Source organism: Citrobacter meridianamericanus (assembly GCF_041320245.1).
In the GTDB taxonomy this organism is placed as follows: domain Bacteria; phylum Pseudomonadota; class Gammaproteobacteria; order Enterobacterales; family Enterobacteriaceae; genus Citrobacter; species Citrobacter meridianamericanus.
This window is the reverse complement of the sequence record NZ_CP101036.1, coordinates 2,121,705-2,146,942: the sequence shown is the minus strand read 5'-3', so window position 1 is coordinate 2,146,942 and position 25,238 is coordinate 2,121,705. Positions and strand designations below refer to the sequence as shown.

The window sequence follows — 25,238 nt, the reverse complement described above, 5'->3', positions numbered from 1 at the left end:
ATTAAAGTTATGTAAATGTAAATTATTTACACTTTGCAATGATTGTAAGTGTTAGTGATTATCATTTATTGTACGCAAGCCATAAGAACGAGCCCTTGCTCGGTTCACTGTATGTTCCAATTACTCTGGGATAAAAACGATGAATGCTCTACCTCGCACCGGACTGCGCCGAATCACACTTGCCTCTGCCCTGATTTTCTCTGTTAGCCTGCCGGCTTTCTCTCAGGAAACATTAACGCTATACACCACCCGCGAACCGGGCTTGATCCAACCTTTACTTGATAGCTGGACTAACACCAGCGGTATCAAAGTGAGTACGGTCTACATCAAGGACGGTATGCTTGAGCGTGTTAAAGCTGAAGGCAAAAACTCCCCTGCCGACCTGCTGATGACCGTCGATGCCGGTAATCTCATTGACTTAGTGGAAGCGGGTGTTACCCAACCGGTAGAATCCGAAGCGCTAAAAACCGCCATACCTGCCAACCTGCGCGGTGCGGATAATCAGTGGTTTGCGCTTTCTATGCGCGCCCGCGTTCTGTATGCCGAGAAGTCGCTGCCAATCGATAACTGGCACTACGAACAGCTCGCCAGCCCCGAGTACAAAGGTAAGGTTTGTATTCGTTCCGGTCAGCATCCGTACAATACGGCGCTGATCGCCGCGATGATTGCCCATCACGGTGAAGCCAAAACGGAAGAATGGCTGCGCGGCGTGAAGGCCAATCTGGCACGTAAAGCGACCGGCGGCGACCGTGACGTTGCTCGCGATATCCTCGGTGGAATATGTGATATTGGTCTGGCTAACTCCTATTACGTCGGCCATATGAAAAACGCCAAAGAAGGCAGCGATGCTCGTCAGTGGGGCGATGCCATTAAAGTTGTAAAACCTACCTTTGAAAATGGCGGAACGCACGTTAACATCAGCGGCGCTGCCGTAGCCCGCTATGCGCCAAATAAAGCCGATGCGGTTAAACTCTTGGAGTACCTGGTTTCCGCACCAGCTCAACAACAATATGCGAAAGCGAATTTTGAATATCCGGTACTGAAAGGCGTGACGCTTGACCCGGTTATCAGCGCCACAATTGGTGAAATCGACGTTGATAAAACGCCGCTAATCGAAATCGTGAAGTATCGTAAACAGGCTAGTCTGCTGGTAGATAAAGTTGGATTCGATCAATAAACCTCTGCAGGTTCCGACGTTACGCGGCCTGGTTTCCGGGCCGCAGTCATTATTAACGCCACTGCATCTTGGCGCGCTGTGCATAGCACTTGGCGTCCTGACCCCTATCGTTGCACTGATCTGGCAAGCCACTCAGGCCGATTTATCCCACTGGGATAATCTCATGACATATGTACTGCCTTCAGCGCTAAAAAACACCGTGCTGTTGCTGGCAGGTGTCGCGGTAATGGTCGGCGTCATTGGCGTAGGCAGCGCATGGGCGGTAACGGCATGGGATTTTCCTGGGCGCAAAATTCTCAGTTGGGCGCTGCTGTTGCCGCTGGCGATGCCGACCTACATCGTTGCCTTTGCCTGGCTCGATCTGCTGCACCCAATTGGCCCTCTGCAAACCTTTATTCGTTTCTTATTGGGCTTTGACAGCCCGAGACAGTTTCGCTTGCCCGATTTACGATCCCTTTCCGGCGCAATCCTTCTGCTCGGCTTAGTACTTTATCCTTACGTCTATCTGACAACCCGTGCCATGTTTATCAGCCAGCCGGCCCATTTACTGGAAGCCGCACGTACGTTGGGATGTAGCGCTACCGGAACCTTTTTTCGCGTTGTTCTTCCCATGGCACGTCCGGCACTGGCCGTTGGGATCAGTCTGGCGCTGCTGGAAACGCTTAACGATATCGGCGCATCGGAATTCCTCGGAGTTCAAACGTTGACCGTTACCGTGTACACCACGTGGATCTCTCGCTCAGATTTATCAGCCGCTGCACAAATCGCCTGTATGATGCTGATGTTTATATTCTTGATTCTGACGCTGGAATTTTACGGCCGTAGAAAGCAGGGATTCAGCAGCAGGAGCCTGCGGGAAATTCAACCCACTCGCGTGCAGGGCTGGCGGGGCTGGCTACTTGGTATCGTTATTTCGCTGCCGGTTGTGCTGGGCTTTTTGGCCCCGGTCCTGTTTTTAATCTGGGAAAGCGCTAAACGCATAGGCGACGAGAACCCTGTTTCCTCCTCGTTACTGTCTGCATTACAAAATACGTTATCACTGGCAGCGGGAACCACGCTGGTGGTGGTTTGCGTCAGTATGTTAGTGGCCTGGAGCGCGCGTCATAGCGCCGCAGACAACACCATGCCAGGATTTCGTCGCGGCGTGATGCGTCTGGCCTCTTTAGGCTATGCGGTTCCCGGTACAATTCTGGCGATTGGGTTTTTAACCCCCGCCATGGCCGTCGACCGTTGGTTAGCAGATTTACTGGATGTTCGCGGCCTGCCGCTGATGTCTGCCGGGATCCTGCTGGTAATTTGCTGTGCCATGCGTTTTCAAGCGATTGCCATCGGCGCTCTGGACTCCGGCCTGGGACGTATTCCGCCATCCCTGGAACAGGCTTCGCGACTGTTGGGTGAGAATGGTATAGGGACATTTGCACGGGTTCATTTTCCATTGCTGCGCCCGGCGTTAGTGAGTAGCGCCCTGCTGGTTTTTGCCGATGCCATGAAAGAGCTGCCCACAACGCTGCTTTTACGACCAGTAAATTTCGAAACGCTGGCAACGTTGCTGTATGCAGAAGCTGCGCGTGGAACCTATGAAGAAGGTGCTATCGCCGCGCTAATGATTGTTTTAGCAGGTACGCTACCGGTTATTTTGTTGGTGCGTCACCAGATGACTCGCCGTGGTTAAGAGATCAACAATGTCAGAAATTGCATTACAACTCCGGGATGTGCACGTTGCCTACGGCAACAGCCAGCAATCGGTGCTGAACGGATTTTCAATGTCGGTACGTAAAGGGGAAATCGCCTGTCTGCTGGGCGCTTCAGGCTGCGGAAAAACCACGGTGTTACGCGCAGTTGCCGGATTTGAACGACTACGCAGCGGAGAGATCTTTGTGTCGCAGCGCCGCGTGGCTGGCCACGGTGTTCATCTGCCGCCGGAAAAACGGCATGTCGGCATGGTCTTTCAGGAGTACGCCTTATTCCCTCATTTGACGGCGCAGCAAAATGTGGCCTTTGGGTTGCGACGCATGCCGCGTGAAGAGCAAAAGTTCCGTGTGGAGGAGCTGTTAAAAATGGTGGAACTACACAGCCATGCCAGCCGGTATCCGCATGAACTTTCCGGCGGTCAGCAGCAGCGTATCGCGCTGGCACGGGCGCTGGCCCCGCATCCAGAAATCCTGTTGCTCGACGAACCTTTTTCCAGCCTTGATAAGCGTACACGTGAGCGTCTTGGCAACGAGGTGCGGGATATTTTGCGCGCGGCCGGGCAAACGGCACTGCTGGTTACCCACAGCGAACACGAAGCGCAGCTGATGGCAGACCATATTGGCGTGGTAAAAATGGGGCAGTATCAAATAAAAAAAGCGACCCATCCGACCTGAAGGTCACCAGGGTCGCCCTGAAAATTAATAATGTTTCTGTACCAGGCTGATGTTCACCGGCATACCGGAGCGTCTCTCCAGCGCCTGATTGCCGCGACTCACATCCACGTCATTCCCGCTAATGAAAGTGCGCAGCGCGGGAGTGACCGGCAAGGGAACCTTTCTGTCAGACTCGTATTCCGAACGGTTTCTTGACAAGGGTTCGTGCACTTCCACCCAGCGACTCCCGTCCGGCTCTACGCTGTATTTCACCGGTCGGTCTATCAGTTGCACACGCGTCCCTACCGGTACGGTATCAAACAGATATTTAATGTCGTCGTTACGCAAACGGATGCAACCCTGGCTTACCCGCAGACCAATACCGAAATTCGCATTTGTGCCATGAATGGCATAAAGCCTGCCGATATAAATCGCATACAACCCCATCGGGTTATCTGGCCCTGCAGGAACAAATGCCGGCAAACTTTCCCCGCGAGCCGCGTATTCACGTCGGGTATTAGGCGTCGGCGTCCAGCTCGGCGCTTCCTGCTTACGTTCTACCGCCGTCACCCAATTGCGCGGCGTTTCTCTGCCCGCCTGACCAATACCGATGGGCAAAACTTCAACCGTATTGCCGCCAGCGGGATAATAGTAAAGACGCATTTCTGCGACATTGATGACAATCCCCTCGCGTACGGTATCGGGTAATATCAATTGCTGTGGCACAACCAACGTTGAACCAGACTTAGGCAGAAAAACATCCACGCCGGGATTGGCTTCAAGCATGTTACTCAACCCCTGCCCGTACTGCGCGGCAAAGGCTTCCAGCGGTTGAGTATTGCCATCTGGAATAGTGATTGTCAGAGGGGTGCCCACCAGGCGACTGCCTTCTGGCGGCAGCGGATAACTCACTGCTTGTGATCCCTGACTCACAAGCAGTGCAAAAAGCGCAAAAATCAGTTTTACCCGACGCATTTTTTCCTTTCCTTCGTCGCAGCCGATATCCGTTAAGTATAGCTTTTTTATCTGTTTTAGGGAGTTACATCGAGTTGGCTGATGAAAACCCCGCACTCAAACGGGGTTACAGCTGGCTATGCTTCCTTCCCATCCGGAAGCACAATGTTGCTGGCGGCTAGCTGCCCCATGTTACTGTACATGGCACAGGCGGCTTCAATAATTGGCATCGCCAGAGCGGCCCCGCTGCCTTCCCCCAAACGCATCCCCATATTGAGATACGGATCCAGTTCAAGATGCGCCAGCGCGGTGCGGGCGCCCTTCTCAGCGGAGAAATGTGACGGTATCAGATAGGGTTTAATCTGCGGCGCAATCTGGCAGGCTGCCAGCGCAGCAGAGTAAGAGAGAAAACCATCCAGCACAACTGGAAGGCCACAGGAGGCTGCCCCCAACATCACACCCGCCATGCCGACAAGATCAAACCCACCAACTTTAGCCAGTACATCAATACCGTCATTGCGATCCGGTTGATTGACGGCAATGGCTCGCCGCACAACGTCTACTTTATTGCCTACTCTTGAAAGCGGCAGGTTAGCGCCGATACCGACCACATTCTCGGCATCGCTTCCAGTCAGCACGCTGACGATTGCCGCCGCGGGTGTCGTGTTGGCCATACCAAGTTCACCGACCCCAAACAGCGTTACGCCGTCCCTGGCCAGTCCATGAGTATAACGGATAACTTCCAGCAGTAGCTCCTCGGCCTGTGAACGGCTCATTGCCGGGCCCTGAGCAATATTGCCGCAGCCGCGCGCCACGCGCATATTTACTACGCCAGGAATAGGTTCAGCATCAATACCGACATCAATCACATGTACCTTTGCCCCCGCCTGAGCAGCCAGCACGCAAACACCGGTCGTCCCACGCGTCATATTAGCAGCCTGAATAGCCGTGACGATTTTAGGCGAAACGGCAACCCCTTCATCCCACACGCCGTGATCGGCGCACATCACCAGCATCGCTTTGCCATTCACATGCGGAACGCCCTTCAGGCCGGGCATTCCGGCCAATTGCACAGCGAGTGACTCGAGCCGACCAAGACTTCCCGGTGGCTTAAGCAAGCCATCGATATGCTGCTGTGCACGCAGCATCGCGGCACTATCAGGTGAAGGTATGGTGTGGAGTAAAGAGGTTAAAGTCTGCATAGGGGTTCCAGTATGTTGGCTGACTCAGAGCAGAGCCAGCAGGAAAATCAACTCGCCAAGTTCAATGGCTGCGCCCAGCGTATCGCCGGTTTGCCCACCCAACGTGCGTTTTAATAACTGCCCAAGAATGAAAATCGCCACTATCGTGACAACCAGTGCTGCTACGCCGTGCATACCGGGAAGCAGTACGGCGGCAAGGACTGCCGCAAATCCCAACGTAACGCAGGTTTGACGCCCGGAGACTTTGCCGATAAAGACATTGCCCAGCCCTTCTTCGCGAGCGTAACGATGTCGATACATCAGCAAAACAGCGGTACCCCGCCCGGCAACACAAGCCGCAGCAAGCGCCGCCAGCATCGGTGTGCCACGCAAAGCCAGTTCGCTCACCACCAGCACTTTCGCCAACAACACGAAAATCAACGCCAGTCCGCCGTGGGTTCCCAGGCGGCTGTCGCGCATGATTTCCAGCATCCGTTCGCGTCGACGGGCAGAGAAAATACCGTCACAGGTATCCGCCAGACCATCGAGATGAAAACCACCGGTCAGCAGCGCGAGGGTCAACACTGCAAACAGCGCCGCCAGGGGGATACCGCACCAGGCCTGCAGCGCCATAAAGACCAGTCCCGTTATCCCGCCCAGCACCACGCCAATCAGCGGAAACATCACAATGCCACGTGAATAGTGCTCGAAATCCAGTCCTTGCGACCAGCGAGCAGGAACGGGCAAGCGACTGATAAAAGAGAGCATTGCCCAGAACAACTTACTCATTTAATTTTGACTCCAATTCCTGATACCACCAGCCAGACCTCATCGGCTGCTGCTGCCAGTCGCTGATTCACACGTCCTGCAATATCGCGAAAATGCCGTGCCAGACGGTTCTCCGGAACAATCCCCATTCCTACCTCATTCGTGACCAGCACAACCTTTGCCGGGCATCGCTGACAGGCGGCAATCAGCGAACGGATCTCATCCTCGATCGACTGTTCCATCGCCGCGTAATCCCAGTTATCCGGATTGCTGTCACCGCCCAGCGCAAACAGCAGGTTGGTCACCATCGTGGTGATGCACTCCAGCAGAATGGCTTCTTGCGGATCGTTTGCAGCCGTTATCAGTTCATCGAGATGTTGCCAGCATTCGGCTGTACGCCAGTGCGCAGGGCGTCCATCGCGATGATGCTGAATTCGTGCCGCCATCTCCTCATCAAAGATCTGCGAAGTCGCGATATACAAAACGTTTGGAGAATCCGCGATCAGCGCTTCCGCATGTCGACTTTTACCGCTTCGCGCGCCGCCGGTAACCAGAATCATCATACTGGCTCCCGGTGTTGCTGCATGATGGTATAAATTTTATCAATATCGATGTGTTGCCGCATCGCATCCGCCAGCAGATCAAACTGCTGCGATTTATATTGCGCGTAATGGAAGGTGGAATCCAGCGGTGCTAACCCTTTACGTACGCGCAGGCCATTAACCAGCGCCCGGGTAAATTCATCGCTGTCAAACAGACCGTGAAGATAAGTACCAAACGCCAGGCCATCCGGCGTAACCGCGCCGTCAGCCACGTTGCCACCGTCCTTGCACAGCGTCATCACCGCCCGGCATTCTTCAGTTAAGGTCGTTTCGCCCATGTGAATTTCATAACCACGAACGGATAACCCCGCCGCGCCCGCCAGCCAGTCAGGCAGCGAGGAGGACATTTTTCCCTCAACCAAAGTGGTAGTTTTGTGCTGGGCAAAATGCGTTACAGTATTGAGCAAGCCCAGCCCCGGCAGCGTGCCGAGTCCTGACTCCACTTCATCGATGATCGTATCGCCGAGCATTTGATAGCCACCGCAAATCCCCACCACCGGCACGTTGTTACTATGCAATTGCACGACACCGTGCGCCATCCCGCTCTCACGCAGCCACACCAGATCGCCCAGCGTATTTTTACTGCCCGGCAGAATCACCAGATCGGCCCCCGCCAGTTCTTCAGGCTGACGCACATAGCGCACACGTACATCCGGCTGTGCGGCAAGCGCATTGAAATCAGTAAAATTCGAAATGTGCGGTATTTGCACAACGGCGATGTCGATGTCGCGCTTATCAGTGCGCAAATATTTACCCTTTTGCAGCGCTACGCCATCTTCATCTTCCAGATCCACATCCAGCCATGGCATGACGCCCAGAACCGGCACTCCGGTCAGCGCTTCAATTTGCTCAATACCGGAATACAGCAACGCCACATCACCGCGAAATTTATTGATGATCACCCCTTTGACCCTGGCGCGTTCATGATCGTGCAATAGCGCCAGTGTGCCGTAAATGGAGGCAAACACCCCGCCACGGTCGATATCCGCCACCAAAATAACAGGACATCGCGCCATTTCAGCCATACCCATATTGACGATATCGCGATCGCGCAGGTTAATCTCTGCCGGGCTTCCCGCCCCCTCCAGCACCAGCACATCGAACTCTTGCGCCAGACTGTTATAAACTGACAGGATTTGATCCCGCAGACGCGGTTTATACTCGTGGTAGCTCACCGCATCCATGTCGGTCGCGACTTTGCCCATCAGCACAACCTGCGCTTTACGGTCGCTGGTTGGTTTAAGCAGCACCGGATTCATACGCACATCTGGCGTAATCCCTGCAGCTTCGGCCTGAAAAATTTGTGCGCGCCCCATCTCCTTGCCTTCTGGCGTAATGCCAGAGTTCAGCGCCATGTTTTGCGATTTGAACGGCGCAGTACGCAGTCCATCCTGATAAAAAATTCGACACAGCCCGGCGACCAACACGCTTTTACCCACATCAGATGCCGTTCCCTGCAACATTATCGCCTGCGTCATGACGCCTCCTTCAGTGCGTTCTCTCGCATACAACTAAAAAATTCAGCCTCTGTTTTACACAGCGGGAAGCCCAGCTCTGTATGCAGCTTCACCAGCCAGGGCTGAGTTAATCCCGCTTGTTCAATCAGTTCCGTACGGGCGAAAACGTCCCCCGGCGTGCCGTGTGTTAGCACCTCGCCCCGGCGTAAAACGTAAACTGCATCACTGACTTCATAGATAAGATCGATATCATGGCTGGAGATAACCACGTGGTTGCCTTGCGCTACGATGCGTTTGATTATCTCAATCATCTGCGTACGGCCTGATGGGTCAAGCCCTGCTGTAGGCTCATCCAGCAACAGGTATTGCGCCTGCAACACCAACGCCCCGGCAATTGCCACACGTTTTTTTTGCCCGTGACTTAAACACTGAATCGGTTGATGGCGAAAATGCTGAGCATCGACCAGCGTCAGCGCATCTTCCACCCGGCGGGCGATTTCAGCTTCATCCACGCCAAGGTTGCGCAGGCTGAAAGCAATGTCACTGTCGATATCGGTGTAAAAGATTTGCTGATCGGCATCCTGAAATACAGTAGCCACCTGCTGACGCAGTGCCAGTAGGCCACGCTTGCTGTAATCCAACGGTTTGCCTTGCCACATCACTGCCCCTTGCTGCGGGCGCAGTAAGCCACTCAGATTCATAAATAGCGTGGATTTTCCGCAGCCATTGGCACCAACCAACCCCGTAACGGCATGCGTAGAAAAGTCCAGCGTTAGCCCCTTGAGGATCGGGTCATCCTGATAGCGAAACCAAAGCGCTGAGGTGGCAAGCATACTTTTCCTTACAGGTGAAAATCACCCTGATAAAGTTTGATATCCAGTGTGGTAGTCATTTGCTGGTAGCGGATCAACACGCGGGTAAACAGCAGTCCCACCAGCATCGCCAGCGAGCGATAGCCCAACGGCAAGCTACGATACCCAAAACGCAGCGTTTGTGCGCGATGAATAGCCAGCGCCTCGTCTAACAGGATAAAAATAAAGCGCCAGGTTAACAGGATCTGCTCAGTAAGCAGGCGAGGAACGTGCGCGCGTTTGAGTAAGATAATCAGCTGCGGAAACGGTAGATTCAGCACCAGCCAGAGCGTTGCCGCCAACGCAGCCAGGCTGCGCCAGAAGGTTTCATTGGCGGTGAAAAGTCCTGAGGCACTAACGCCCAACCAGTAGCTGCCAACGGGAATGCTGGCCAGCAGAGTCTGCGGATCGCGACTAAAACTAAACAGGATGGTCACTACCCCTATCGTCAGAAAACCAAACGGTAATGCCATCCAGCGGCACCAGCGCCAGAACGAAATGCGTAGCAGCCAGCAGCTCAGCGCGGCAATCAGTAACAGCTCGATACCCTGCCCCAACGGGGGCAGAGTAAACGCCAGAATCATCATCATTAGCCAGAGCAGAAATTTCCGCACCGGTGAGACATGAAACCAGCGGCTTTGATAGCTAAGCCTGTCAAGCCCGGTCATCACGACGTTGCCTGCCTTTGGTGTAACCCAGTATGTAGAAAATTACGGCTGCACCCAGCGATCCCTGGAGCGTAAACAACAGGCTTTCAATCTCACCGCTTGCCGGTTCATACAACGGCTGGAACCATGGCTCATAATGCGGGGCAATAGCCTGAATCTGACTCTCTGCTTCACCGTCTGAACCGCCGTATTCTCCACCGTGGTTGATAAAGAACGGCAGGATCACCAGCGCCACTACCATGCCCAATATAATCAGCGTCTTTTTCATCGTTAATGTCCTTGTGCGGTTATTAACTGGCGTTTGGTTAGCTGATCGTAAATCAGCACGGTGAGTAACCCTTCCGCAATCGCGATGGGGATTTGTGTCAGACAGAAAATCCCCATGAATTTAATGATTGAACCGGTAGCGCCAGCAGACGGATCCGGGAATGCCACGCCCAGTTGCACAGAGGTGACGAAATAGGTGACAAGATCCGCCAACATCGCGCACAAGAAGACGCAAACATCACGACGCAGCCCCGCACGGCAGGCCATTTTCCACACCATGTAACCCACTACCGGGCCAATCACCGCCATCGACATGCCGTTAGCGCCGAGCGTCGTCAAACCACCGTGCGCCAGCAGCAGTGCCTGGAACAGCAAAACGATCGCCCCGAGGATAGCTACTACACCTGGCCCGAACAGAATAACCGCCAGGCCTACGCCGGTAGGGTGTGAACAACTTCCGGTAACGGAAGGAATTTTCAGCGCCGACAGCACAAAAATAAAGGCGCCGCACAGTGCCAGTAAAACTTTCTGGTGGTTATCTTCCTGCACGATTTGGCGCAGGCGCACCAGCCCGTACCACAGGCAGGGTAAAAACAGTAGCCACCATGCCAGCGCCCACATCGGCGGCAGGAAACCTTCCATAATGTGCATCGCGAACGCTTGCTCAGGAACAATCATCAGTAATAGCGCCGCAGCCAACCCGCTGAAAGACAGCTGTTTTAGCTGTTGTTCAAGCTTCATTGTGCATACTCCCACTGTTTGTTGACCAGAATGGTCGAGAAATAAGGCAGCGGCTGATCGTCGCTCACCTCGTCGAGATGGCGCCAGCACTGCTCGCCCGGCAGCGTGGCTTCAGACATCATCAGCGCGTAGTCCAACAACCCCTCTTGCTGCAGCAACGCTTTGATGCGCGCAAAGCGACCGTAAACTTTCATCAGCACCAGGCTGTCATGCTGCTTTAACGCCTGCTGAATTTCAGCTTCCGGCGCGGTACAGGAGACCACTGCCAGCGATTGTTGCTCCATGGCGAGCGGAGTTTTCGCACGCGCGGCAATCGCAGCGAAAGAGGTCACGCCCGGGACAATTTCTAACCAGTCAGGCGAACCAATGCGCTGCAGTAAAAAGACCCAGGTGCTGAACAGCATGGCGTCACCGAGCGTAATAAAGCCTACCCTCTTCCCGGCTTCAACTTCCTGAACCAGCGCGCTTGCCACCTCATCCCAGACGGCCTCTTTTTCCGCGCTGTCGGCACTCATGGGAAAATGGCAGCAGCGAACCTCGGTCTGCTCGCCGATATACTCCCGTACAATCGACAGCGCCAGGCTATCGCCGCCTTTGCGTCCGGCGGGCGCATAGAGAATATCCAGCATCCCCAACGTGCGTGCAGCACGTACGGTGATCAGATCGGAAGCGCCAGGTCCGGTGCTTAATGCGTACAGTTTTCCGCTCATGCTGCTTCCTCCAGCGCCACATTAAGCGCCTGCTGTAAATGCGCCACAAACATCGCGCGAACCGCCGGGTTTTCCCCCAGTCCGCTGAGCCACGGCGTAGCCGGTATCCCTGCTGCGTTGAACAACGTTTTCCACGAATCGTCTTCGTCGGAGGCCATATCGTTAATCGCATGGTCACCGGCGACTAACATCAGCGGCATCAGATGTACCGCCGTGACGCCTTCCTGAGATAAACTTTCAATCAGCACATCCACTTCCGGGTAGCTTTCCACCGCCCCGACTCGCGCCGGGAAGCGCTGCGCCGTCATCATGTGGTCAAGACAGGCATAGGCAGCAAAAGCGTGATGGCTTGCCCCGTGTCCCATAAACACCACTTTTTCTTTTTCACCCAGCGCCGGCATCTGCTGTTGCAAAGCCAGCATCAACTGTGCGTAATCTTCAACGCTGCTCAAAAGCGGTACACCCAGCGTCAGGCGAGAAAACAGCGAGCGCATACTTTGCACTTCGCGGACAATTTTTTCGTACTCATCACCATTGATGATGTGCAGCGACTGAATTGCGACATCCTGATACCCCTGCTCCGCCAGCTTTTGCAGCGCCTGCAGCGGTGTGTCGATTTCAATGCCGTCACGCTGTTTGAGCTTGCGGATTATCATCCCTGAGGTAAACGCCCGGAACAGGTCACGGTCAGGGCAACTGGCTGCGAGATCGCGCTCACAGGCCACAATATTTTTCTCACAGGTGTCGTGATAGCTGGTGCCAAAGCTGACCACCAGAAGCGCCTTTTTCATCTCTAACTCCTTAAGCAGCGGCCAGCCAGCGCGTTAAACGCGCCGCAAAGGCGGCCTGACTTTCCAGTAACTCTTCTCCCGTCACCAACGGTGCCGGACGTGTAATCACGATGCAGGGGATACCGGCATCCAGACAGGGTTGCACTTTTTCCTGATACCCCCCTTCCGCGCCTGATGCCTTAGTAATCACCACATCAGCCTGACACTGTTGATAAAACGCAGCGTTGAACTCGGCGCTAAACGGCCCACACAGAGCAAAGATCTCACCGACGCCAAATCCCAGGTCCGCGCATTGCTGAATGACCTCAGGTACAGGCAGGACGCGCGCCAGCAGCGTTTTCTCTGGCAACTCTTTGCGCCAGATCGCCAGATCTTTACTGCCGGTCGTCAGCAGCACTCGTTCACCGAAACGCCGCGCGACCTCGCTGGCTTGCTGAATACTCTGTACGGTATACAGGTGCGAGTGGGTTAAACCGCTTAACTGTTCGGGGCGCTGATAGCGGCTCAGCAGTACGCCCGCCGCTTCGCAGGCATTCATGATGTTGCGACTTACCACCTCGGCGTAAGGATGCGAGGCATCAATCACCCAGCGCGTCCGATTTTCCTGCAGCCAGGCAATCATTTGCTCACGTTCCAGACGCCCGCAGCGCACCTGACCTTTGATGTCTCCCGCCAGTTGCTTTCCCGTCGGGGTCGCAACTGACAGGGTGTAGGCCACGTTTGCCGCATCCAGTTGCTGGCACAGCATGCGCGCATCGCTGGTGCCGCCCATGACCAGCACATCACCATAATTCACAGCACATAACCTCGGGGTGTGATCATCAGCCCGTCCTGAACATAGGTGGTTTTGTTGCCCACGATCACAAGACTGGTCATATCAACCGGCTCAAAATCCATTTCACCCAGCGTGGTCAGCCATTTTTCCTGCTTTTTACGTCCGGCCGACTTCACAATACCGACCGGTGTTTGTGCACTCTTGCTGGCAGATAACAGCTCAAATGCGCGCGCCAGATGTCCTTCGCGACCCCGACTGCGTGGGTTGTAGAAACAGATAACAAAATCGGCCTCACCGGCGGCAACGATGCGTTTTTCGATAACCGGCCACGGCGTTAACAGATCGCTTAAGCTGATGTGGCAGAAGTCGTGCATCAACGGCGCGCCCAGCAAAGAGGCGGCGGCAATACTGGCGGTCATACCTGGTATCAACCTGACCTCAACGTCCAGCTTTTGCTTGCTGACCAGTTCGAGTACCAGTCCGGCCATACCGTAAATCCCCGCGTCACCGCTGCTGATCAACGCCACATTGTGACCCGCCTGCGCCAGTTCGATCGCCGCCTGACAGCGTTCAATCTCTTTGCACATTCCGGTTTTGATCACCTGCTTGTCACCTGTGAACGCTTTTACCAGGTGGGTGTAGGTTTTATAGCCAACGATGATTTCCGCTGCCTGCAATGCTTCAACAGCTTCCATGGTCATCATTGCCTGCGAGCCAGGGCCAATTCCAATTACGCTTAACATCAGTGTGAAACTCCCAAAGTGATAGTGACGCCCTGTTCTCGCAGGGTCTCGCCTAACAGTTGTCCGTGGCTAAGCAGCCAGGCTGCAGGACCGGAAACGCTTCCTGTGCCCACCGTTTTGCGCACAAACGATGAAGCCGGAAAACGGTGTTCATGCTCACGCAGCGCGTCAGCAGTAAAGGTTTCGAAAGGAACCCGACAGCACGAAGCTAATTGGATAAGTCCCTGTTCATTTTTTTTCAGCGTGATGCTGCCAATAGCTTTTAACGCCAGCGGATCGAGCTGCTGGGCTTCGAGTTGCCTGGCCAGCAGCGCAGCCAGCAGCGGAAACGGCGTATCGCGACGACAACCAATTCCGGCGACTACCCGCTGCGGCACCAGCTTCCAGTGAGGAACCGGCAGGTCGGGTAAATTAGTGCGTAAGGTGATGCACACCAGCGCATCCAGTTCAGGAAGCGAGTTGAGATCGGATACCGTGATAAAACCGCGTCGATCGCAATGGCTGACATCCTGCGTCAGTTCGTCATCCCACCACAGTCCTACGCGCTTGTTACTAACCAGCATCTGATTGACGATCTTCACCGCCGAGCGGAAATCGCTCATCCGGGCATTCAACTGAAATGCCAGCGTATCCAGTGCCGCCATATCATTGACATCTGTCGCCGTGGTGATCACCGGGTCAGCGCCCAACATACCCGCCAGATAACGAGCCAGCGCATTCGCGCCCCCGGCGTGACCGGAGAGCAGGCTGATAACGTGCTGGGCACGTTCATCAATGACCACCACCGCCGGATCGCAAAATTTGTCGTTGACCAGCGGGGCCAGCACGCGCACCGCGATACCGGTCGCGCCGATAAAAATCAGCGCCGAATAATTTGCAAACGCTTCGCGGGCGGTATTGGCAAAGCCGTTTTCGAAGGGAATAAACCCCTCCTCCAGCAGCTTTTCACTGGTAAAACAGGTCACCGGCAGCATGGCCGCCAGACGCTTCGCCAGCACGACACCACCGGGCGTCAGGCAAAAAAGCGCAATGGATTCAGGCTTTACGGTATTCATGGGTAAAGTCCGCCGCATAGAGTTTGGAGTAGTGATACTCCGAGCCCAGGAAATTACCGACCAGAATGAGGGCCGTTTTGCGGATACCCGCATCGCGTACCTTGTCGCCAATATCCGCCAGCGTACCGCGCACAGTCTGGCTTTCCGGCCAGGTTGCTTTGTAGATCACCGCCACGGGCGTGGTCGCAGGATAACCGCCTTCAACAAGGCGTTCAGCCACCCGATGAATACGCTGGACGGACAGATAAATCGCCATTGACGTCTGGTGACTGGCAAATGACTCCAGCTGTTCGCGCTCCGGTACCGGCGTGCGCCCTTCCAGACGTGTGATGATCAGGCTTTGTGAGACCTCTGGCACGGTATACTCAACGCCCAACTCCGCCGCCGCGCCGAGAAATGCGCTGACGCCAGGCACCACCTGCCAGTCAATCCCACGCTTGGTCAGTTCCTCGCCCTGCTCGCGCACGGAACCGTATAGCGAAACATCGCCGGTTTGCAGACGCACGACGGTCTTCCCTGCTTTCACGCCGGCCTCCATCAGGTCGAGGATCTGCTCCAGATGCAGTTCGGCGCTGTCGTGACATTCTGCGCCGACAGGGCAATATTCCAGCAGTTCGGTGTTAATCAGCGATCCAGCGTAGATAACAACCTGCGCCTGCTGTAGCAACCGGTAACCTTTGAGGGTAATCAGCTCGCGATCGCCAGGACCTGCGCCGACAAACCACACGCTACGGGGATCAAAAATCTCAGACATGGTTTCCTTCCTTCTGACAGGCGATAACAAATACGGGGTTATTCGGTTTGAAATAATGACCATTGCCAAGCGAGGTAAGCGAGGAAACCTGTAGCTGCAGGCAATCCACGCCCTGTACGCCAAGATGGTCCAGATGTGCCAGCGCGATGTTGAGGTTTTCCTGGAGGATAAACGTCATCACCAGCCGCCCTGCGGGATGCAATTGACGCATTGACCAGTCAATCAGTTCGGTCAAATGGCCGCCGCTGCCACCCATAAAAATGGCATCGGCTTTTTCCGCGATAGTCATCGGCGCAACGCCGGGAAAAATATCGATGTTTGCGCAGGCAAAATGCTGACGGTTCTCATCCAGCAGCCTGAGCGCTGCCGGGTTACGCTCAATTGCTGTCACGCGTAATCCAGGGTATTGCAGCGCGGCTTCTATCGACACGCTGCCGGTTCCGGCACCAATATCAATCAGGTGACTGGCGCGGTGTAATTCAAGTTTTGAGAGGGCAAGTGCGCGTACCGCTTCTTTGGTCATCGGCACTTTCTCTCCACGCAGAAACAGCTCATCTTTCATCAAGGATCACCACTGCATTCATGTCATAGTCGGCGTTAACTTCACTCACGGGCAGGAAATGGATCCGTTCGTTTTCCATCGCCAGGTTTTCGCCAATCACCATCCAGCGATGTCCCTTGCCTCGCGCTATCAGCTGTTGCGCAATTTCACGCGGGCCGCACAGCCCATCTGTCACCATCGCCACCTTGTTATGCCGCGCCAGTTCATCGAAACAGACGCTGCGACCATGGCTACTGGTCAGCCACATATCGTTCATATCAATACCGGACTGCGCACACAGATACTGCACCGCACTAATACCGGGAATAATGCGCACATTTTCAATACCAAAATGCGCCACCATGCGCGTTCCGATCCCATAGAACAGCGGATCGCCAGACGCCAGCACCACAACCTGTTGCGCCCGGTGCGTATTAATCCAGTCCAGCAGTTCCGGGATATTGGCACCGAGAACAAACTGTTCGCCGGTAAAATCCGCGAACTGCTGCAAATGCCGCTTACCGCCGACCAGAACATCAGCCGTTGCAACCGCTTCGCGTGCCGCAGGCGTCATCAAATGCAAACCGGCGGGTCCCATCCCCACAACGGTTAACATTGCATCTCCTCAGCAATCTCTGCGATCGGACGATTACAACCCAGCACCTGGTTATCAAAGGAGAACATGATGGCGTCGCAGGTCGGGGGATTTTTGGTAAAACGCAACGTTTGCAGGACGCGCATACAAATGCGCTTAGCCAGATGGTCATAAATGTGCTGAAAACCATACGCTTCTATGTGTTCCATCGCCGCCTCGGTGGTATCGCAGTCGCTGACCAGCGTCAGCAGTTCCAGCGGCGCGCCAAGTAACGCGAGATGGGCCACCAGAGTTTCCATACGCGCGTCGGCAATATGGCTATGGGTATGGAAAATGCCCGCCGCGATTTTGACAAGCTTGCCCGGATGTCCCACCAGCACGATTTGCCGGAACCCCAGACGTACCGCTTCTTCAATCATGTAGCCGACAAAGTTGCTCATGGTGACAACCACCTGGGTGTCAATCCCCATCTGCTCGCGCACAAAACGTTCGCCATGGTTTCCCGGCACCAGTACAACGCGTTCCAGTCCCGCCGCTCGCTTAATTTCCAGCTCCAGCGACAGCGAACGTTTCCAGCTCTCTTCCGACATCGGCGTGACGATCCCCGTGGTGCCAATAATCGAAATGCCGCCCAGAATACCCAGGCGCGAGTTGTAGGTTTTTTGCGCCCGCTCTTCGCCTTCCGGCGCGAAAATCTCAATCTGTGCCCCTCGATTCGGGCCAATCGCCTCACGCACCGCTGACTCAATGGTCTGGCGAGGTGTGCGGTTAATCGCTGAACTGCCCACTGGCAGGCCGATCCCTTTGCGGGTTACCGTACCAACGCCTTCCCCGCCTTGAAGGGTTATCTCTTTACTCTCGTTTAACGTCACGCGAGCAAAAATCAGCATCCCATGTGTGGCGTCCACATCATCACCACCGTCTTTGCGAATAGCGGCTATCGCCTGCTGCCCTTCGATATGCGGCGACTCCACGTTCAGACACAGCGTCACCCCGGAAGGCGTCACAATAGAAACCTGATGGATCAAGTGTTGGCGTAATACCATCAGCGCCGCCACTTTTGCCGCCGCCGTCGCGCAGGATCCGGTGGTATATCCTTTACGCAGTGCTTTACCGTTGTGCCACACCGGCGTATCGAAAGCCTCGCTCATCGCACCCCCTGCATGTGATAAAGCATGGCATTGACGATAGCGGCAGCGACATTACTTCCCCCTTTACGGCCTAACGCGGCAATGGCGGGCAGACTGCTTTGGGTGAGCGCATCTTTCGACTCTTCGGCACCGACGAACCCTACCGGTACGCCAACCACACCACTGACGGCGACATCATGCTCCAGCAGGCGAAACAACGCTGTCGGCGCGTTACCAAACACAAACAGCTTTTCACCTTCTTCCTTCACTGCGATATCGACGGCCGCCATCGAGCGAGTAATGCCCTGCTCTTTGGCCGTCCGCACAACCCGTGGGTCGCTGATGTAGCAGCGGCATTCACCGCCAAATTTTGCCAGCAACGTTTTATTAATCCCGGACAGAGCCATCGTGGTATCGGTATAAATCACGCTTGAGCGGCTAAGCGCCGCACAAAACTGTTCCAGCACATCACTGGAAAACCACAGAATGTCCAGCCAGTCGAAATCCGCGGTTGTGTGAATGACCCGCTTGATAATGGCTTCATGTAACGGGCTGGCAAACTGATAGTCCGGGCGTGTTTCACGAATAATCTCGCCAATAATGTCGAAACTTTTGGCCTCAATCGCCTGGGGTTGCTGGATATATTGCATGGTGTTGTCCTCAGGCCACACCGACCAGCAGCCACCGCAGCGCAATAAACAGCGCCAGTGCCAGCGTCGATGCCACCCACATCAATCGAATCGTATGGGAAATGTCGTCTACCGAAATGTCGCGCTGCGCATCACCGATCCACGGTTTCTCAACGCGCTCGCCAAAGTAGTCATTAGGACCACCCAGACGAATGCCTAATGCCCCGGCCACGGATGCCTCCGACCACGCACAGTTTGGGCTGCTGTGGTTATAGCGATCGCGCCAGCCAATCTGCAAAGCTCGTGCGCCGTTCTGGCGGCATAAAAATGCTGCAGCGCTCAGCAGCAACCAGCTCAGTCTCGCGGGAATATAATTTGCGATATCATCCAGACGGGCGCTGACCATACCGATGGCTCGGTATTTTTCATGTTTGTAGCCCACCATGGAGTCAAGGGTGTTTACCGCTTTATAGGCCATCGCCAGGGGCGCACCACCGAGAAGCAGGAAGAACAGCGGCGCGATAATGCCGTCAACGGTATTCTCCGCTACGGTTTCCACTACACCGCGATTAATCTGCGGCGGTTGTAGTTGCGAGGTATCACGTCCCACAATCCATGACAGCTTTTCCCGACTGGCGGCCAGGTTACCGGCACGTAGCGGACGTTCTACATCCTGCGCGGCGTTTGCCAGGCAGCGCCCGGCCAGCACGGTGAAAATCATCCAGACCTCAACAACCCAACCAAACCAGGGATGAATTGATTGCGCCAGCGCCAGTATTCCCCAGGACACAGCCCAGGTCAGTCCAACCACTACAATCCACATCAGCGCGCCACCGATGCGTAACGCGCGGTCGCTATGGCAGTAACGCCGAACAACACGTTGCACGGCAGAAATCAGATTGCCAATCCAGCGCACCGGATGCGGCCAGTTCTGCGGATCGCCAATGATAAAATCGAGTAGCCAGGCAAAACACCACGCGAGGATCGTCATAGCGCACTCCTCGCGGCTGCCAGCCAATGGTTAAGCATCTGCGGGCGTTGAGCAAAATGAACGTGTAGATAGCTGGCGAAGGTATTTCCTGACTGCCAGCCACCAGACCAGGCTTGCAGCGTTTTGCCATCGCGAACTTTGCGACAGTTCATCACTGCTGACGTTTCAGGGGTAAAATCGGAGTAGTGGAATTCATGACCGCGCAGCACTTCGCCTTTGGCAGCTAATAATGTTTGCTGCGCGGCCTGCGCTTCACAGTAACCAAATCGGGTCAAACGTTTACCCATTTTGCTGTGGCCGGGAATAATATCCGCCATCAACCAGGTCTCGCCCTGACTGTCCTCAAGTGAACTACCGAGATACATCAGTCCCCCACACTCCGCGTAAATCGCGACGCCTCGTTGGTGCGCCGCCCGCAACTGTTCAAGCATCGGGACATTTCCGGCCAGCGCTGCAGCATGTAACTCAGGATATCCGCCTCCTAACCAGATCATCTGACAGTCGGGTAAGCAGTTGTCGTGCAAGGGGCTAAAACGGACAATCTTAAGCCCCGTGCGCTCCAGCAGCGTAATATTGTCCGGATAGTAAAAGTTGAATGCTTCGTCATCGGCGATGGCAAGCGTTAGCCCTGCCCCTGCGTCTGCTGCCGGTAGCGCGGGCCATTCGCCAACAGGAAGGGTGTTTAACTGGCTTAATGCCAACAACGCGTCGATATCAAGGGTTTGCTCCAGCGTCGCGGCGAATGCCTGCCACGGTTGCTGGCTGATAACCGACTCGCGCGCGGTAACTAAACCCAGATGACGTTCAGGAAGCGCAATGCCGTCCACACGGGGAACGTAGCCTAAGACGGGTACGGCGCAGTAACGTTCGATCGCCACCTTCAGCAGTTGGTAATGTGTTTCGCTGTTGACCCGATTAACAATGACGCCTGCGATGTTCAGGGTTGGATCAAAATGCTGAAAGCCCATTACTGTTGCGGCGATCGAGGTGGAAACGGCTTTGCCATCAACCAATAAGATAACCGGACAGCCTAACTGTTTGGCCATCGCGGCAGTGCTGCAATAGTTTGGGTCGGTACCATAGCCGTCATACAGTCCCATGACACCTTCGATAACGGCGATATCCGCATGTTGCATCTGCTCGCGAAATAATGCGTTCAGCGTGGGAACGGGAAGCATGAAGCTATCAAGATTGCGGGAAGCGGTACCGCACACCGCGGTATGCCAGCCGGTATCAAGGTAATCAGGACCGACTTTGCAAGGCTGGACGCGTAATCCGCGCTTTTTCAACAAGCTCAACAAGCCCAGCGTCACCGTGGTTTTACCACAGCCGCTTCCGGTACCTGCAAGAACAAATGCGTGAAAATTGGCCGCCATACCCTGATCCTGTTCAGGGTGGTAGGGGTGTAGAGATACCCAGTCTCTCGACTGTATGCATCTGAACCACCCACTTCCCACCGAAGTTGTTGGTAGTCACTGACAGGCAGGTCTTCTGGCTTAGCGTCATCCTCACCCGCCCTTCCCAATCTTGCGATCAGTGGTCAATACGGGGTCGTCAGCATCACAGCAGCGGGGGCTGCGGGGGATTCTCACCCCCTTCCCTGCCACAAACGTGGCAAACCTGTCAGTTCAAGAGCCTGATTAATTAAGCTCTATGTTATGAGGTAAATTCACGACCTCATGACAATAATTCAATTTAATATCTTTCCGGGTTCATTCAGCCAATATTCTGGCCTTAACCCATTGACTTCATAAGTTCGTATTCTGAATGAAAATGTCGTTAAAGAATAAAGAAAGTCCTTCACACAGACACTGTATCTCATCACAAAAATAAAAACTGGTGCAGTTTATCCCTCTAATACTATTATTTTGTTGCGCTATGACAATTTATTGGCAGCTGTCATTATTTTTCATTTTATAATGATTGGCATAGCACCACATATCAAAAATCGGCAATAGCAAAATATTGCTATTTACGCAGACTCTCCGCGTGAAATGACATTTATTTGCTGGCGAAATGCCTGCGGCGTAACCTGATACGTTTGACGGAACACCTTGCAAAAATAGCTGGTTTGCGAAAAGCCTAAATTACGCGCAATGCTGGCTATACTCCAGTCACTGTGGCAAAGCAACTCTTTGGCACTTGCCATTCTCTGTTGGTTTACCCATGCGTTAAAACCGATACCCTGATATTTTTTGAACAATTTACTGAAATAGTAAGGGCTAAGGAAAACATGTGAGGCGACATCTTCCAGACGCAATTCGTCTGATAAATGCGCATCAATATAGCGCAGGGCTTTTTTCATCTTACTGTCATGCGGATTGGTACTGCGGTTAGTGCGTACCGGCTCTGACTGCTGTGGATTGTCTTTGATAACGACAAAATTAAGTTGTTTCTTAAGACAGTTTTCTACAATGAGTTTCAGCAGATCTGCTGAGGCGATGACTCGTGAATAGTCCATTTCCGGTACATTTCGAAATTCATTGACCAGTTCGGGATCAGCTTGCCAGCGGTCATCGACGTTGAGAATATCAACCAGACCAACGTCGTTACTTAAGCGTACCTGACCACAGAGCACAAACCCAACCAGGTGGCCCGCGATGACCAGAGGAATGGAAAAATCAGTAAGTCCGGCATGACAACGATAGATGCAGGGTTGATCGGATTTAGACGCTTCCAGCCCTCCGCAGCGGTCGCTCATACGACAACGGGTGCTGTGCTGAGGATGCTGGCGCATCAACTGGCAAAAAGGAGTGAAATTAAAGAGCTCAGAAATTTCATCACCGTGAATATTGACAACCACAACGGCCAGACTGGTGGCCTGTGCAAAATCCTGTGCGATTTTATTAATGAGTTCTGAGTTCAGGGCACTCGCAGAAATCATGATAAAACCTCTCAGTTAATTTATTGTTATAAAGAAACATATTATTCACACTCATTTTCATCCTGCCATTCTGAGCAATGATGAAAGTCATCAGCGAACATAACAAAAGTCTCCCATTGTTGGGAGACTTTTTCAGCGGTTCAGGAAACCGGATCACGAAAACAGTTTTTACCTTTCAAAAATAAGCTTTTTCCGTGAAGCTAGCTCTCATTTTCCTCCAGCTTACACGCATTACACGGTAAATTTTTGCCAATAAAATAACGATAAATTGCAGCACCCGCGCAGGCGCCGATGATGGGAGCCACAATCGGAACAATGAAGTATGGGATATCACGTCCGCCGGTCATCGCGACATCTCCCCATCCGGCCATCCAGGCAAACAATTTAGGACCAAAATCACGCGCCGGATTCATTGCAAATCCGGTAAGCGGGCCGGTGGATGCGCCGATAACAGCAACGAGAATACCAATCAGCAACGGCGCTAACGGCCCCTTGGGAACACCGTTACCGTCGTCGGTCAGCGCCATGATCATCCCCATCAGAATCGAGGTAATCACCACTTCAACCAGCGCGGCCTGCCAGACACTGAGCGCGGCGGCAGGATAAGTACTGAATATGCTGGCAAGTTGCAGGCTTTCAAGACTTCCGCGTATCATCTGGTGGGCTGATTCATACTCGGTAAACAGACTGCCATAGAGCAAATAAGCCAGCAGAGCGCCACCGAAGGCCCCCGCGACCTGAGCCACGGTATAAGGCAAAACCTTGCGCCCCGGAAAGCAGGCAAATAACCACAGAGCGATAGTAATAGCAGGATTGAGATGTGCACCAGAAATTCCGGCCGTCAGGTAAACTGCAAGCGAGATCCCCAGACCCCATATGATGCAGATCTCCCACAATCCCAGGCTGGCACCTGCGACTTTCAGGGCGCTCAGGCATCCAATTCCAAAAAACAAAAACAGCCCGGTACCCAAAAACTCAGCAATGCATTGCGCTTTTAGTGAATCGTTCATTGTGACACCTTCTAAGCAGAGTTCGTGTCTTTACCAGCGGACTCCTTGCTGGCAAGTAGAATACTTCGAGGCTTACTATAAAAAGCCATGTCGGCAAATTGTTGGCAATCTGCGGGCGATATGACTTTCAAAATCGTGTTGCGATAGCAAATTCTTGCGATCACTTTTATTAAACAAAGCCAGATGACGTGGAATTCCTCTATTACATGTACATTTTAAAAATAATAAAATATTGCCAATAGCATAATCTTGTTTTCAGATAACCGTCACAAATTCATTCCCCCCGCATAGCAAATGATATTTCACCTGTCACGTTAAAAAGTGTAAATATGGGATTAACATAGCCAAATAATCACATCAGCATTTCATAATATATTCAATAAAAACAACACCATAAAATAAATAACAGCAATTTTATATCACCAGAACCTCACTATTTTTTCACTCATACTTTCAAGTCAGCCATTCTTTTTCCTCGCTTCTTTTTATAGTCATGAACATCGGGACAACCCAGGCGAGGTCTTTATGCAACAAGAAGCGTTAGGAATGGTAGAAACCAAAGGCTTAACTGCAGCCATAGAGGCCGCAGATGCAATGGTGAAATCAGCCAATGTAATGCTGGTCGGCTACGAAAAAATTGGTTCGGGGCTGGTAACAGTCATTGTCCGCGGCGATGTCGGCGCTGTCAAAGCAGCAACAGATGCTGGTGCCGCCGCAGCCCGAAACGTGGGAGAAGTGAAAGCCGTACACGTCATTCCACGCCCTCATACCGATGTAGAAAAAATCTTACCGAAGGGAATTAGCTAATGAGCAGCAATGAGCTGGTTGAACAGATCATGGCGCAGGTGATTGCTCGCGTGGCGACGCCAGAACAGCAGGCTATCCCTGAAAATAATCCTCCAACACGAGAAACGGCTATGACAGAGAAAAGCTGCAGTTTAACGGAGTTTGTCGGTACCGCGATTGGCGACACAGTCGGTCTGGTAATCGCCAACGTAGATAGCGCCTTACTGGACGCGATGAAACTTGAAAAACGTTATCGATCTATTGGCATCCTTGGCGCACGTACAGGTGCGGGCCCGCACATCATGGCCGCCGATGAAGCGGTAAAAGCCACAAATACTGAAGTCGTCAGCATCGAGTTGCCACGTGATACCAAAGGCGGTGCAGGTCATGGGTCACTGATTATTCTCGGCGGCAACGATGTTTCCGACGTGAAACGCGGCATTGAAGTTGCACTGAAAGAGTTGGATCGCACCTTTGGCGACGTTTATGCCAACGAAGCCGGTCATATCGAGATGCAATACACCGCGCGCGCCAGCTATGCGCTGGAAAAAGCCTTTGGCGCACCGATTGGTCGAGCCTGCGGCATCATTGTCGGCGCACCAGCATCCGTGGGTGTCCTGATGGCTGATACGGCGCTGAAATCTGCCAACGTGGAAGTTGTGGCCTACAGCTCCCCAGCCCACGGCACCAGCTTCAGTAACGAAGCTATCCTGGTCATTTCAGGCGATTCCGGCGCGGTTCGCCAGGCCGTTATCTCCGCCCGCGAAATCGGTAAAACCGTACTCGGGACTCTCGGCTCAGAGCCGAAAAACGATCGTCCGTCCTACATCTGA

The 25,238-nt window shown here is 53.7% G+C and carries 28 protein-coding genes and 1 riboswitch; of the genes, 5 read left to right on the top strand and 23 right to left on the bottom strand.

All coding sequences use genetic code 11. From position 1 onward, the window contains the following. Positions 1–139: 139 nt before the first annotated feature. From NMD08_RS10155 to NMD08_RS10145, 3 genes are read left to right on the top strand one after another with little or no spacing between them, the layout of a single operon-like run. Positions 140–1,177, top strand: a complete 1,038-nt coding sequence (locus NMD08_RS10155; RefSeq protein WP_187252234.1) for an extracellular solute-binding protein — start codon at positions 140–142, stop codon at positions 1,175–1,177. Further along, on the top strand, positions 1,161–2,849 hold the full coding sequence (locus tag NMD08_RS10150) for an iron ABC transporter permease (protein ID WP_187258793.1): 1,689 nt from the start codon (positions 1,161–1,163) through the stop codon (positions 2,847–2,849). The genes NMD08_RS10155 and NMD08_RS10150 overlap by 17 nt, the downstream gene beginning before the upstream one ends. A 10-nt stretch (positions 2,850–2,859) precedes the next feature. Beyond that, positions 2,860–3,543, top strand: coding sequence for an ABC transporter ATP-binding protein (locus tag NMD08_RS10145; protein WP_370620111.1), 684 nt, complete (start codon positions 2,860–2,862; stop codon positions 3,541–3,543). Between the two features lie 24 nt (positions 3,544–3,567). Here NMD08_RS10145 and ldtA read toward each other — a convergent pair whose 3' ends face one another. The 23 genes from ldtA to pduF all read right to left on the bottom strand — a co-directional run bounded on the left by ldtA (position 3,568) and on the right by pduF (position 23,619). After that, positions 3,568–4,497: a L,D-transpeptidase gene (gene ldtA, locus NMD08_RS10140; RefSeq protein ID WP_151219701.1), complete on the bottom strand. Its 930-nt coding sequence runs from the start codon at positions 4,495–4,497 to the stop codon at positions 3,568–3,570. Positions 4,498–4,613: 116 nt separating this feature from the next. Then, positions 4,614–5,678 (bottom strand): nicotinate-nucleotide--dimethylbenzimidazole phosphoribosyltransferase, encoded by a 1,065-nt coding sequence (gene cobT / locus NMD08_RS10135; RefSeq protein WP_151219702.1) that lies wholly within the window; start codon positions 5,676–5,678, stop codon positions 4,614–4,616. A 24-nt stretch (positions 5,679–5,702) separates the two neighbouring features. Beyond that, the gene (cobS, locus tag NMD08_RS10130; protein WP_210904630.1) at positions 5,703–6,446 is read right to left on the bottom strand and encodes an adenosylcobinamide-GDP ribazoletransferase; all 744 of its coding nucleotides are present in this window, start codon (positions 6,444–6,446) and stop codon (positions 5,703–5,705) included. After that, positions 6,443–6,988, bottom strand: coding sequence for a bifunctional adenosylcobinamide kinase/adenosylcobinamide-phosphate guanylyltransferase (gene cobU / locus NMD08_RS10125; protein ID WP_187252230.1), 546 nt, complete (start codon positions 6,986–6,988; stop codon positions 6,443–6,445). The genes cobS and cobU overlap by 4 nt, the downstream gene beginning before the upstream one ends. Beyond that, positions 6,985–8,505, bottom strand: a complete 1,521-nt coding sequence (locus tag NMD08_RS10120; RefSeq protein WP_370620110.1) for a cobyric acid synthase — start codon at positions 8,503–8,505, stop codon at positions 6,985–6,987. Before NMD08_RS10120 ends, cobU begins: the two co-directional genes overlap by 4 nt. Then, the gene (locus NMD08_RS10115) at positions 8,502–9,317 is read right to left on the bottom strand and encodes an energy-coupling factor ABC transporter ATP-binding protein (RefSeq protein ID WP_370620108.1); all 816 of its coding nucleotides are present in this window, start codon (positions 9,315–9,317) and stop codon (positions 8,502–8,504) included. The genes NMD08_RS10120 and NMD08_RS10115 overlap by 4 nt, the downstream gene beginning before the upstream one ends. Positions 9,318–9,325: 8 nt before the next feature. Beyond that, a complete protein-coding gene (locus tag NMD08_RS10110) occupies positions 9,326–10,003 on the bottom strand; it encodes an energy-coupling factor ABC transporter transmembrane protein (protein WP_151219964.1) in 678 nt (225 codons plus the stop codon). Beyond that, positions 9,990–10,271 carry an energy-coupling factor ABC transporter substrate-binding protein gene (locus tag NMD08_RS10105; RefSeq protein WP_003030289.1) on the bottom strand — a complete coding sequence of 94 codons (282 nt, stop codon included), beginning with the start codon at positions 10,269–10,271 and terminating at the stop codon, positions 9,990–9,992. The genes NMD08_RS10110 and NMD08_RS10105 overlap by 14 nt, the downstream gene beginning before the upstream one ends. Before the next feature lie 2 nt (positions 10,272–10,273). Then, positions 10,274–11,011, bottom strand: a complete 738-nt coding sequence (gene cbiM, locus NMD08_RS10100; protein WP_003834098.1) for a cobalt ECF transporter S component CbiM — start codon at positions 11,009–11,011, stop codon at positions 10,274–10,276. Further along, positions 11,008–11,721, bottom strand: a complete 714-nt coding sequence (locus NMD08_RS10095; protein WP_187252227.1) for a cobalt-factor II C(20)-methyltransferase — start codon at positions 11,719–11,721, stop codon at positions 11,008–11,010. Before NMD08_RS10095 ends, cbiM begins: the two co-directional genes overlap by 4 nt. Beyond that, the gene (locus NMD08_RS10090) at positions 11,718–12,512 is read right to left on the bottom strand and encodes a sirohydrochlorin cobaltochelatase (protein ID WP_151224673.1); all 795 of its coding nucleotides are present in this window, start codon (positions 12,510–12,512) and stop codon (positions 11,718–11,720) included. The genes NMD08_RS10095 and NMD08_RS10090 overlap by 4 nt, the downstream gene beginning before the upstream one ends. Positions 12,513–12,522: 10 nt before the next feature. After that, positions 12,523–13,308, bottom strand: coding sequence for a cobalt-precorrin-6A reductase (locus tag NMD08_RS10085; protein ID WP_151224674.1), 786 nt, complete (start codon positions 13,306–13,308; stop codon positions 12,523–12,525). Beyond that, entirely contained in the window at positions 13,305–14,030 is a 726-nt protein-coding gene (locus NMD08_RS10080) for a precorrin-3B C(17)-methyltransferase (RefSeq protein ID WP_003030278.1), read from the bottom strand. Before NMD08_RS10080 ends, NMD08_RS10085 begins: the two co-directional genes overlap by 4 nt. Further along, positions 14,030–15,085 carry a cobalt-precorrin 5A hydrolase gene (gene cbiG / locus NMD08_RS10075; RefSeq protein ID WP_187252226.1) on the bottom strand — a complete coding sequence of 352 codons (1,056 nt, stop codon included), beginning with the start codon at positions 15,083–15,085 and terminating at the stop codon, positions 14,030–14,032. Before cbiG ends, NMD08_RS10080 begins: the two co-directional genes overlap by 1 nt. Then, positions 15,066–15,839, bottom strand: coding sequence for a cobalt-precorrin-4 methyltransferase (locus NMD08_RS10070; protein WP_370620105.1), 774 nt, complete (start codon positions 15,837–15,839; stop codon positions 15,066–15,068). Before NMD08_RS10070 ends, cbiG begins: the two co-directional genes overlap by 20 nt. Further along, positions 15,832–16,401 (bottom strand): decarboxylating cobalt-precorrin-6B (C(15))-methyltransferase, encoded by a 570-nt coding sequence (locus tag NMD08_RS10065; RefSeq protein WP_151219710.1) that lies wholly within the window; start codon positions 16,399–16,401, stop codon positions 15,832–15,834. Before NMD08_RS10065 ends, NMD08_RS10070 begins: the two co-directional genes overlap by 8 nt. After that, positions 16,391–16,996, bottom strand: coding sequence for a cobalt-precorrin-7 (C(5))-methyltransferase (locus NMD08_RS10060; protein ID WP_151219711.1), 606 nt, complete (start codon positions 16,994–16,996; stop codon positions 16,391–16,393). The genes NMD08_RS10065 and NMD08_RS10060 overlap by 11 nt, the downstream gene beginning before the upstream one ends. Beyond that, positions 16,990–18,126, bottom strand: coding sequence for a cobalt-precorrin-5B (C(1))-methyltransferase CbiD (cbiD, locus tag NMD08_RS10055; protein ID WP_151219712.1), 1,137 nt, complete (start codon positions 18,124–18,126; stop codon positions 16,990–16,992). Before cbiD ends, NMD08_RS10060 begins: the two co-directional genes overlap by 7 nt. Beyond that, positions 18,123–18,755: a cobalt-precorrin-8 methylmutase gene (locus tag NMD08_RS10050; RefSeq protein ID WP_187252224.1), complete on the bottom strand. Its 633-nt coding sequence runs from the start codon at positions 18,753–18,755 to the stop codon at positions 18,123–18,125. Before NMD08_RS10050 ends, cbiD begins: the two co-directional genes overlap by 4 nt. Positions 18,756–18,765: 10 nt before the next feature. Beyond that, entirely contained in the window at positions 18,766–19,725 is a 960-nt protein-coding gene (cbiB, locus tag NMD08_RS10045) for an adenosylcobinamide-phosphate synthase CbiB (protein ID WP_370620103.1), read from the bottom strand. Next, on the bottom strand, positions 19,722–21,101 hold the full coding sequence (locus NMD08_RS10040) for a cobyrinate a,c-diamide synthase (RefSeq protein ID WP_151224676.1): 1,380 nt from the start codon (positions 21,099–21,101) through the stop codon (positions 19,722–19,724). The genes cbiB and NMD08_RS10040 overlap by 4 nt, the downstream gene beginning before the upstream one ends. 87 nt (positions 21,102–21,188) lie before the next feature. Beyond that, positions 21,189–21,364, bottom strand: a riboswitch (cobalamin riboswitch). Between the two features lie 333 nt (positions 21,365–21,697). Next, entirely contained in the window at positions 21,698–22,609 is a 912-nt protein-coding gene (gene pocR, locus NMD08_RS10035) for a regulatory protein PocR (RefSeq protein WP_151219716.1), read from the bottom strand. A 200-nt stretch (positions 22,610–22,809) separates the two neighbouring features. Beyond that, a complete protein-coding gene (gene pduF, locus NMD08_RS10030; protein ID WP_151219717.1) occupies positions 22,810–23,619 on the bottom strand; it encodes a propanediol diffusion facilitator PduF in 810 nt (269 codons plus the stop codon). A 525-nt stretch (positions 23,620–24,144) separates the two neighbouring features. Between pduF and pduA the strand changes: the two genes are divergently transcribed. Together pduA and pduB are read left to right on the top strand one after the other, a co-directional pair. Continuing rightward, a complete protein-coding gene (gene pduA, locus NMD08_RS10025; RefSeq protein ID WP_003030255.1) occupies positions 24,145–24,426 on the top strand; it encodes a propanediol utilization microcompartment protein PduA in 282 nt (93 codons plus the stop codon). Further along, positions 24,426–25,238: a propanediol utilization microcompartment protein PduB gene (gene pduB, locus NMD08_RS10020; protein WP_151219718.1), complete on the top strand. Its 813-nt coding sequence runs from the start codon at positions 24,426–24,428 to the stop codon at positions 25,236–25,238. Before pduA ends, pduB begins: the two co-directional genes overlap by 1 nt.